The organism is Micromonospora sp. PTRAS2 (genome assembly GCF_054052245.1).
On sequence record NZ_JBSWBU010000006.1, the window covers coordinates 332521 to 341496 of the forward strand.

Here is an 8976-nt window from a genome sequence, read left to right on the forward strand (position 1 = left end):
CAGCTCTGCTCGGGGAGGCAGCGCCTCGCGGTTCTGCCGCCGCAATCGTATGCCATCGCGGTGGCGGCGGACGCCTCACGCACCGTCGACCGTCCCGATGACGGCGCGCAACGCGCGCAGGGCGTAGTAGGCGCGGGACTTGACCGTGCCCTCGGCGATGCCGAACGCGGCCGCGATCTCGGCGGTGGACAGCCCTCGGAAGTAGACGGCCTCCACGACCCGGCGGTGCTCGACGCTGATCTTCGGCAACGCGTCCCGGATGGTCTGCGTGGTCACCACGCCCTCGGCCACGTCGCCGGTCGCCGGCATCCGATTGAGGTCCAGCGAGCCGACCTCGGCCGGGCGGGCCTGCCGGGCCCGCGCCACGTCGATGGCGACCCGGCGCGCCACGGTGAACAGCCAGCGCCGCTGCGTCTCCGGGTCGACGGCGAGGTTGTCGATGTTGCGCCAGGCCCGGACCATCGTCTCCTGGAGCAGGTCCTCGGCGAGTTGCCGCTCACCGAGAGCCAGCCGCAGCAGGAAGCGGAACAGCGGATCGGCGTGGGCGTCGTGCAGCGCCCGCAGCCGCGCGTCGGGCGGGAGGTGCGCCGCCGACGACGTGGCCTCGACGTCAGCCGGAGACGAAGCCCGGTCGTCGACCCGGGTGTCGCCTGCGACCACCTCGATGCCGGCCCCGCCCGGCGCTTCCGCGTCCGGCACGCGAGAAAGACCTGCCACCCGGCGCCTCCCCAGCACACTCACCGTCCGCGTGACCGGCTGCGCAGGCGCATTAGGACAATCGATCACACGGCGACTCAGGAGAGCATACGGGTAGCCCGCCGACGGCCCTTCGCTGCTGTCGCCCGGTGACGGGCGGCGGAGTCGGGTCCCGTGGGCGCGGCCGGACCGCCGCACCCGTGGCGCGGCGGTCACGGCGTCCGCCACCGGCTAGACATGGGCGGCCGCCGCGGGGGTGACGTCCTCGGCGCGCAGCGTACGCAGGTCCGCCACCGTCGGCCCGGTCAGGCCGCGCAGCCGGCCCGCCTGCCGGGTCACCGCCTCGTCGAGGACCTGGCGGGCGTACCGGCCGTTGCCGAAGGCCCGGCCGTGGGGCACCTGCTCGAAGTGCCGGCGCAGGGCCGTCAGGGTGTCCCCGGGGCAGTCGTAGCCGCCGGCCCGGGCGATGCCCTCGAAGATGGCGACCAGCTCGTCGGCCGTGTACGGGGCGAAGTGGATCCGCCGCGAGAAGCGGGACGCCAGGCCGGCGTTCGCGGCGAGGAACTGCTCGATCTCCGCCTCGTACCCGGCGACGATCACCACCACCTCGTCGCGGTGGTCCTCCATCAGCTTGACCAGCGTGTCGATCGCCTCCCGGCCGAAGTCGTTGCGGGCGTCCGGCGGGGCCAGCGTGTACGCCTCGTCGATGAACAGCACCCCGCCCCGGGCCCGCTCGAACGCCTCCCGGGTGCGCTGCGCGGTGTGTCCGACGTACTCGCCGACCAGGTCGGCGCGGGCCACCTCGACCAGCTGCCCGCCGCGCAGCACGCCCAGCGCGGTCAGCAGCTGCCCGTAGAGGCGGGCCACCGTGGTCTTGCCCGTGCCCGGCGGCCCGGAGAAGACGAGGTGCCGGGAGACCGACGGGGCCGGCAGGCCGGCCCGGACCCGGGTCCGGACGGCGGCCAGCAGGTCGATCAGCTCGGCCACCTCCTGCTTCACCGCGTCCAGGCCGACCATGGCGTGCAGCCTGGCCAGCAGGGCGTCCACGGCGGCGGCGGGCGGCTCGTCGTCCACCGGGCCCGCGCCCACCTCGCCGAGATCCTGCGGCAGCAGCTGCGCCAGCTCCACCCCGGACGCGGCGCCGCTGCCCGACAGCCGGAACGCCTGCCGGCTGACCATCTCCTCGAAGGTCTGCCGGGCCACCCGGGCGTTGCCGAACGAACCGGTGCGCGGCATCGCCTCGAACAACGTCTCCAGGGCGAGGCGGGTGTCGTACTCCAGGGCGTAGTGGTGGCTGCTGCACAGGCGCTCGACGATCTGCACCAGCTCCGGGGTGCTGTAGCTCTCGAACTCGACGGTCTTGGAGAACCGGGAGGCCAGCCCCGGGTTCGCCGCCAGGAACGTGCGCATCTGCGCCGAGTACCCGGCGACGATCACCACCACCTCGTCGCGGTGGTCCTCCATCAGCTTGACCAGCGTGTCGATCGCCTCCCGGCCGAAGTCGTGCCCCGAGCCGCCGCCGTCGACCGGGGCCAGGGTGTACGCCTCGTCGACGAAGAGCACGCCGCCGATGGCCTCCCGGAACCGCTCGGTGGTCTTCACGGCCGTGCCGCCGATGTGTTCGGCGACCAGGTCGGCGCGGGCCACCTCGACGAGTTGCCCGCCGGGCAGCACGCCGAGGGCGGCCAGGATCTGGCCGTAGAGCCGGGCGACGGTCGTCTTCCCGGTGCCCGGCGCGCCCGCGAAGATCATGTGCCGGGACATCGGCGGCGCGGGCAGCCCGGCCGCCGCCCGGCGCTGACTGATCCGGTGCAGCCCGACCAGGGTCGCCACCTCCCGTTTCACCCCGGCGAGGCCGACCAGCGCGTCCAGCTGGGTCAGCAGCGGCGCGACCGGGTCGTCGGCGGCTGGCGGCCCCGCGGGCCCCGACGGCGGGGTCGGTGCCGCCGCCGCGCCGGAGGGCGCCGGTGCCGGCGGGTCGTCGCGTACGGGCGGCTGCGGCGACCGTTCCCGACCCGGACCGGCCCCGTCGACGGGTCCGGCCGGGTCGACCGGCGGCGTGCCGCCGTCGCCGCCGACGACCTCGACGGCGGCGTCGGCGACCGTGGTACGCACCGGCCCTCCCTCGTTGCCGCGCAGTTCCGTACGGACCAGCCGCACCGGCTGGCGCGTCTGGACCAGCACCCCGGCCCCGGCGTTGCCGAACACCTCGCACCCGGTCAGCTCGCCCTGCGAGTCTTCGGCGAACCGCACCCCCGGCCCGCCGCTGCCCCGCACCCGGCTGCGCCGCAGGTGCACGGCCACCCCGCGCTGCGCGGTGAGCCCGGCCCCCCGGCTGCCGAGCACATCCACGCCGGCCGCCCGCAGCCGCCCGGCCGCCACGACCAGCCCGCTCGCGCAGTCGCGCAGCGTCACGCCGTCCAGGACCAGTTCGCCGCCGGTGACCGCCGCGCCGGCCGCGCCGGCCCCCGTCACCTCGCCCTGCCGGACGCTGACCCGGGCCTCCTCGGCGACCCGCAGCCCGTCCTCGGCCGGCCCGGTGACGGTGAGGTCCTCGACCTCGGGCCGGGAGTTGCCCCGGGCCAGGAGCCCGGAGCGGGCCCCGGCGACCGTCACCCCGTGGACGCTGCCGGTCGCCGCCCCGGCGAAGAGGAGACCCGCCCCGTCGGTGGCGGTCAGCGTGCCACCCTCGATCCGGGGGGCCGCCGTGCCGGTGGCCACCAGGGCCGCGCCGGTCGTCACCTCGACGCGGAGCCCGCGATAGGTGCCGGTGGCGGTCGCCTGGACGCTGATGCCGTGCCCGCTGCCGACGGCCACGACACAGTCGCGCAGCATCGGGTCGGCGTGCCCGTCGACCAGCACCGCCGGGCCGGTCGCCGCGTGGATCTCGCAGCCGGTCAGCTCCGGGCTGCCCCCGGTCACCAGCACCGGGTGGCCGGCGGTGTCCGCGATCCGGGTGCCGACCAGGCGTACCGCGCCGTCCTCGACGACCAGCCCCGGGCCGTCGACGGCGCTGATCACGCACTGTTCCAGCAGCCCCCGTCCGCCGGCGGTGCACAGCACCCCGCTGCCGCGGACGTCGGTGAGGGTGCACTCGCGCAGGACCGGGTCGCCGCCGGTGATGGCGACGGCCACCGTGCCGATCCCGGCGATCGCGGTCCGGGTGACCTGTCCCGTGCCGGCGCGTTCGAAGAGGAGACCGGCGCCGCCGGGGTTGCCGACCCGACCGTCCCGCATGGCCAGTTCGCCGCCGGGCACGTGCACCGCGACGATGCCGCCGGCCCGTACGGCGCACCGGGTGAGCTCCAGCCGCCCGCCGCGGACCTGGACCGTCGGGAGCTGCCCCGCGCCGCCGACCAGTTCGATCCCGTGCAGCGTCACCGACCCCCCGCCGACGAAGAGCGCGACGCCCTCGCCGCCGTCGATGGTCACCGTGCCCGGCCCCTCCTCGGCGATCAGCGTGACGTCGCCGCCGAGCTGGATCTGCTCGCGGTAGCGGCCCGGCTGCACGACGACGGTGGCGCCGGCCGGTGCGACGGCCAACGCGCCCGCGATCGTCGGTTGGCAGCCCGGCTCCGTCTGGGAGACCGCCAGCATGGTGCTGTTCACTCCTCACCGTCCTCTCGTCTGGTCGGTAGCGTCCGCCCCGGCCGGTCGCCGCCCCGCGGCGGTGGCCCCGGCTCGGTGCGGCCGGGCCGCCCCGACCGGCAGGGTGCCCCGGTCCGTCCCGACGGGCAGGGCGAACAGCCGCCCGGCCGCGTCGACACCGGGTGCCACGGCCAGCGGTGGCGTGGGGCCGTTCGTGGCGATCCCGGCCGGGGCCGCTGCCCGGAGCCGGTCCAGGGTCTGTTCGCCGCCCGGGAGTTGCCGGCCGGCCGGCAACTCCCGGAGGAAGATCCGCTGCGGGGCACCGGGGCCGGCGGGCTCCACGGCGAGCACCTCGAAGCAGGTGCCGGCGGGGAAGACCGCCGGGCCGGACGCGCCGTCGGCGCGGGGTGCGGTCCGTGTGCCGGCCGGGCCACCGCGCGGGGCGGCGGCGTGCGCGGCGAGGCCGCCCAGCCGGCGGGCCCCCGTGGACCAGATCACGAACTCGGCCCCGGCGTCCGGGACCGTGGGTGCCGCCGCCGGGGCCGTGGCGGGCACCGGGTCGACGTCGAGGAAGGCCGGCTCGACCAGGACCGTGCCCGGTCGGTAGCCGGGCCCGGGCGGTGCGGTCGCGGCACGGAAGACCGGGCCGAAGACCACCGGCAGGCGGCGCAGCCCGTAGGCGACCCAGCGGGCCAGCACCGCCGGGTCGGCATCCGGCTCCGGGTCGGGGGCGTCGCGCAGGATCGCGTTCACCGTGTCCCGCTCGCCCACGCAGTAGGCGCGGACCGCGACCAGGCCGGCCGGCAGGTCGGGGGCGCTCACCGCCGCCACCCGCAGCCCCGGTTCCTCCGCCAGGGTCCGGGTCACCACCTGGACGTACGAGTCGTAACGCCCGGCGAGGATCCGGCGCAGCGCCACCCGGTCCTCGGCGGCGAGCGCACGCCCATCGGGCCGTAGCAGGACCGGTACCCGGGCAGGGCCGGCCGGCGGGGCGACCGGCTGCCCCGAGGTGGGCGCGCTGTTGCCGGCCGGCGGCGCGGTGGCGGCTGCCGCTCCGGACGGGGCCGGCGGTCCCGCCACGGGCGGCTCCGCCAGGGGGGTCGACGCAGGCCCGGGCGGACCCGCCGGCGTCGGGTCGATCCGCAGCAGATCGAGGCCCGGGGCCCGAAGCCCCTGCCACCGTCGCGCGACGTCCGACGGCACGAGCGCCGCGTCGACGGCCGACGCGGACCGGTCGGCCGCGAGCAGCGACACGACCGTGGGCGTGGGGTCCGCCGCGACGGCGGCCGGTGCGGGTGGCCCGGGGTCGGCCGGGCTCAGGGGGGACGGCGTGGGCTCCGGCGCAGGCCGGGCGGGCGGCGTGGGGTCGGCCGGGGACGGCGTGGCGGACTGCGCGGTGCTGGCGCGAGGGGGCAGGACGGGGCCGAGGTCGGTCACCAACCGGGCGGCACCGGCAGGGTCCCGGGGGTGCCACCGGCGAAAGGCGCCCGGGGTGGTGAGCAGCCCCGTCGCGGTGGCCTCGGCCCGGGCGTCGCTGGCGACCACCGGACGACCGAGCACATCGGCGAGGGCCCCGAACAGCATCCCGGCCACGGCCGGGTACGGCGCACTGCCGCGAAGCACCAGGGGCCGCCCGTCGAGCCACACGGCGGCCAGGTGGCCGGCGAGCACCCCGGGCGGCACCGGACGCCCGTCGACGCGGAAACCGCCGGCCCCGATCTCCACCTCGACGAGGAACGCGTCGAGGGGTGCCGGGTCGGGCTGACGAGGCGTCTCCGCGTCCAGGAAGGACCAGCCGCCCGGGATCGCCCGGCCCGGCGGCGGCCCGGCGGCGGCCGGCGGGAGTGGTGGCCTGTGGGTCGCGGCCCCCGCAGCGGGCAGGGGCGGCCCGGGGCGGGTGGGCTCCGGGCCGGACGCCGATGGGACCGGTAGCCAGGTGTAACCGTCGCCGATCCGGGTCACCTGCCAGCCCTCGGGCGTCCCCGGCCGGGCCTGATCCGAGTCGTCGGCCGGCCGGGCCTGCCCCGGGTCGTCGCCTCGCTCGGGTGGACCGGGGCCGTCGACCGGCTGGGACTGGTCCGGCAGCGGCGCGCACCACGCCGCAGGCGGGCTCTCCGGCCGGATCGGCCCGCCGTCGACGACGATCCAGCGCAACGCCGCCGGGACCGCCCGGGTGGACACCGCCGGGGCGTCCAGCGGCACCGACCCGTCGATCCCGAGGTCCGTGGCGAGCCCCGCCGCCAGGTCGGGTACCGCGTCGGGGTCGGCGTAACGGCCGAGCGGGACCAGCCGGAACCCGACCGCCGAACCGCCGAGATGCACGGGCAGCAGGTCGACGAGGAGACCGAACAGGTCCGGTCGTTCCGAGACCGCCGACGAGCAGAGCACCGGGGTGCGGTCCGGGTCGACCGGCAGGCGGGCGGCCACCCCGGCGAGGGCGGCGAACGGCTCGGCCTCGCCGTGCAGGAGGAGCACGTCGCCGACGAGAGCCGCGCGGACGGTCGCGGACGGGTCGCCCATCGCCGGCTACCCCGCCGCCCGCTCGCCCGGGCACTCCGGGCCGCCCGGTCCACCGATGGCCTCGACGAGCGCCGCCCGGGCGCGGTGCACCGCCACCGCGTCCACGTCGGGCACGGTGTAGTCGGCCGCCCGGATCGCGGCCAGCAACCCCGGGTCAGGGGCGATGCGGTACCGGGTCAGGTAGTGCCCCGCCGCGGCCGACCACACCCAGCGGCCGTCGCCGCGCAGGTCCGTCGGCACCTCCCGGGCCGGCTCCATGACGTCGGGCACCCGGACCGGGCTGGTGACCAGGCAGAACCCGGCGGCCAGATACCCGGCGACCCGGTCCGCCTCGGCCGCCGACAGCCGGGGCCGGTCGGCGCCGAACGTCGGGATCCCGGCGGCGTCGAGAGCGTCGAAGGTCGCCGCGATCCGGACCGGCTCGGCCGGCCGGGCGGCCCAGAGCAGGACGGCCCGGTCGAGCGCGTGGCGCTGGTAGGACGGCAGGTCGACGGCGTCCGCGAAGACCTCGACCAGCGGGTCGTGTTCGCCGGCCGCCACCAGCGCGGCCTGGATCCGCGCGGCGAGCGCGACCGCGCCGGCGCGGGCCTGCGCCAGGTAGACGCGCCTGGCCGGCGGGTGCGGCGTCGCCGTGGCCGGGTGCCGCCAGACCCGCCACAGCCCGACGGGTTCGGCGCTGCCGTCGGCACCCGCGACGGCGGCGACGGCGGCCCGGTCGGCCGGGTCCGGCCCGGCTTCGCCGGCCGGGTCCGCGCGCCCGCCGGCGGGACGCGCCGGGGTCAGGGCGTAGGGCGGCGGGTCGTCCCGCTCGCACCGGGGCACGTCGGCGAGCAGGTCGGCCGGGAAACCGGTGGCGGTGAGCGCGCCGGTGAGCAGCCGCGCGTCGGCGTCGGTCAGGCGGACCTGCCGGGCCAGGGCGGCGAAGGCCACCGCCCGGGCCACCTCGGTCACCTCGCCCGCGGCCAGCCACCGGCGGGCGGCGGCGAGCAGCGGCCCGGGGGCGTGCCCGGCGACCCGCAGCAGCAGCCGGTGCAACGCCGACGGCACGGTCATGCCCCCACAACGTGGGGCTCGCCGGAGTGGTTCACCCCGATCTGCTCGGCGTCGCACATCGCGGCGAACAGGAACGACAGCGAACGGTGCACCGCCACGGCGTCGACCACCGGCGCGGCGTGGTCGGCGGCCCGGATCGCCGCGAGCAGGTCCGGCTCGGGGGCGAGACCGTAGTGGTCGGTGTAGTAGGCGACCGCCTCCGACCACAGCCACCGCCCGTCGCCCCGGATGCCCGTCGGCACCGCGTCGGCGTGGTGCTCCGGGTCGAAGACGTCCGCCGCCCGCTCCGGGCTGGCCAGCAGCGGCACGCCCGCGCCCAGGTACGCGGCGACCCGCTCCGCCTCGTCGTCGGTGAGCGTCGCGGGCGGGGCGGCGGGGTCCGGCGCGGCGGCCATCCGCAGCGGCTCCGCGGGGCGGGCCGCCCAGAGCAGCGCCGAGTAGGCCAACGCGCGCCGCTGGTACTGCGGCAACTCCCCCGGGTCGGCGAAGACCTCGACCAGCGGATGCCGCTCACCGGCCGCCTCCAGGGCGCACCCGACCCGGGCGGCGAGGGCGACCGGTTCCCCGCCCTGCACGAGGTAGAGCCGCTTCGGGGGCGGGTGCCGCGCGTCGAGGGCCGGGTAGCGCCAGGCCCGCCAGAGTCCCACCGGCCCGGGTTCGGCGGCCACCGCGTCCACGGCGACCCGGTCGAGGTCGTCGGGCCCGCCCGGGCCGTCTCCGCCGACGGTCAGGTCCAGGCTGTACGGCACCCGGATGCCGGGTTCGGCCAGCACCTGCGGGCCGACCGGGGCCATCCCGTACGCCACCGGCGGGCCCCCCGCGCCTCGATGCAGCCCGGTCAGGACACCGACGTCCTCCCCGGCGTCGCTGAGGATCCCGGCGAGCAGGTCCGCCTCCGCCCCGGTGACCGGGAGGTGCCCGGTCAGGCAGGTGAACGCCAGCGCCTGGGCCACCTCCGTCAGTTGCCCCGCCGCCAGCCACTGCCGGGCCTCGCCGACCAGTTCGTCCGGCACCTGCCCGGCGAGGCGCTGCAGGAGGCGGTGCAGGGCGGTCCCCCGGTCGGTGGCCGGCTCGGTCGTCGCGGTCATGCCCCCACAACGGGCACCGGTGCGGTTCGGT

Annotated in this window: 5 protein-coding genes; all 5 read right to left on the reverse strand. The window is 77.9% G+C overall.

Features of this window, described 5'->3' with window-relative positions:
• Positions 1 to 75 precede the first annotated feature (75 nt).
• The 5 genes from ACVMYR_RS21255 to ACVMYR_RS21275 all read right to left on the reverse strand — a co-directional run bounded on the left by ACVMYR_RS21255 (position 76) and on the right by ACVMYR_RS21275 (position 8945).
• Complete coding sequence (locus ACVMYR_RS21255) at positions 76 to 717, reverse strand: sigma-70 family RNA polymerase sigma factor (protein ID WP_228986953.1); 642 nt, start codon at positions 715 to 717, stop codon at positions 76 to 78.
• Positions 718 to 927: 210 nt separating this feature from the next.
• Entirely contained in the window at positions 928 to 4305 is a 3378-nt protein-coding gene (locus tag ACVMYR_RS21260; RefSeq protein ID WP_457122527.1) for an AAA family ATPase, read from the reverse strand.
• A gap of 3 nt (positions 4306 to 4308) precedes the next feature.
• Positions 4309 to 6804 carry a hypothetical protein gene (locus tag ACVMYR_RS21265; protein WP_457122528.1) on the reverse strand — a complete coding sequence of 832 codons (2496 nt, stop codon included), beginning with the start codon at positions 6802 to 6804 and terminating at the stop codon, positions 4309 to 4311.
• Between the two features lie 6 nt (positions 6805 to 6810).
• Positions 6811 to 7857 carry a hypothetical protein gene (locus ACVMYR_RS21270; RefSeq protein ID WP_457122529.1) on the reverse strand — a complete coding sequence of 349 codons (1047 nt, stop codon included), beginning with the start codon at positions 7855 to 7857 and terminating at the stop codon, positions 6811 to 6813.
• Positions 7854 to 8945: a hypothetical protein gene (locus ACVMYR_RS21275; RefSeq protein WP_457122530.1), complete on the reverse strand. Its 1092-nt coding sequence runs from the start codon at positions 8943 to 8945 to the stop codon at positions 7854 to 7856. Before ACVMYR_RS21275 ends, ACVMYR_RS21270 begins: the two co-directional genes overlap by 4 nt.
• Positions 8946 to 8976: the final 31 nt, after the last annotated feature.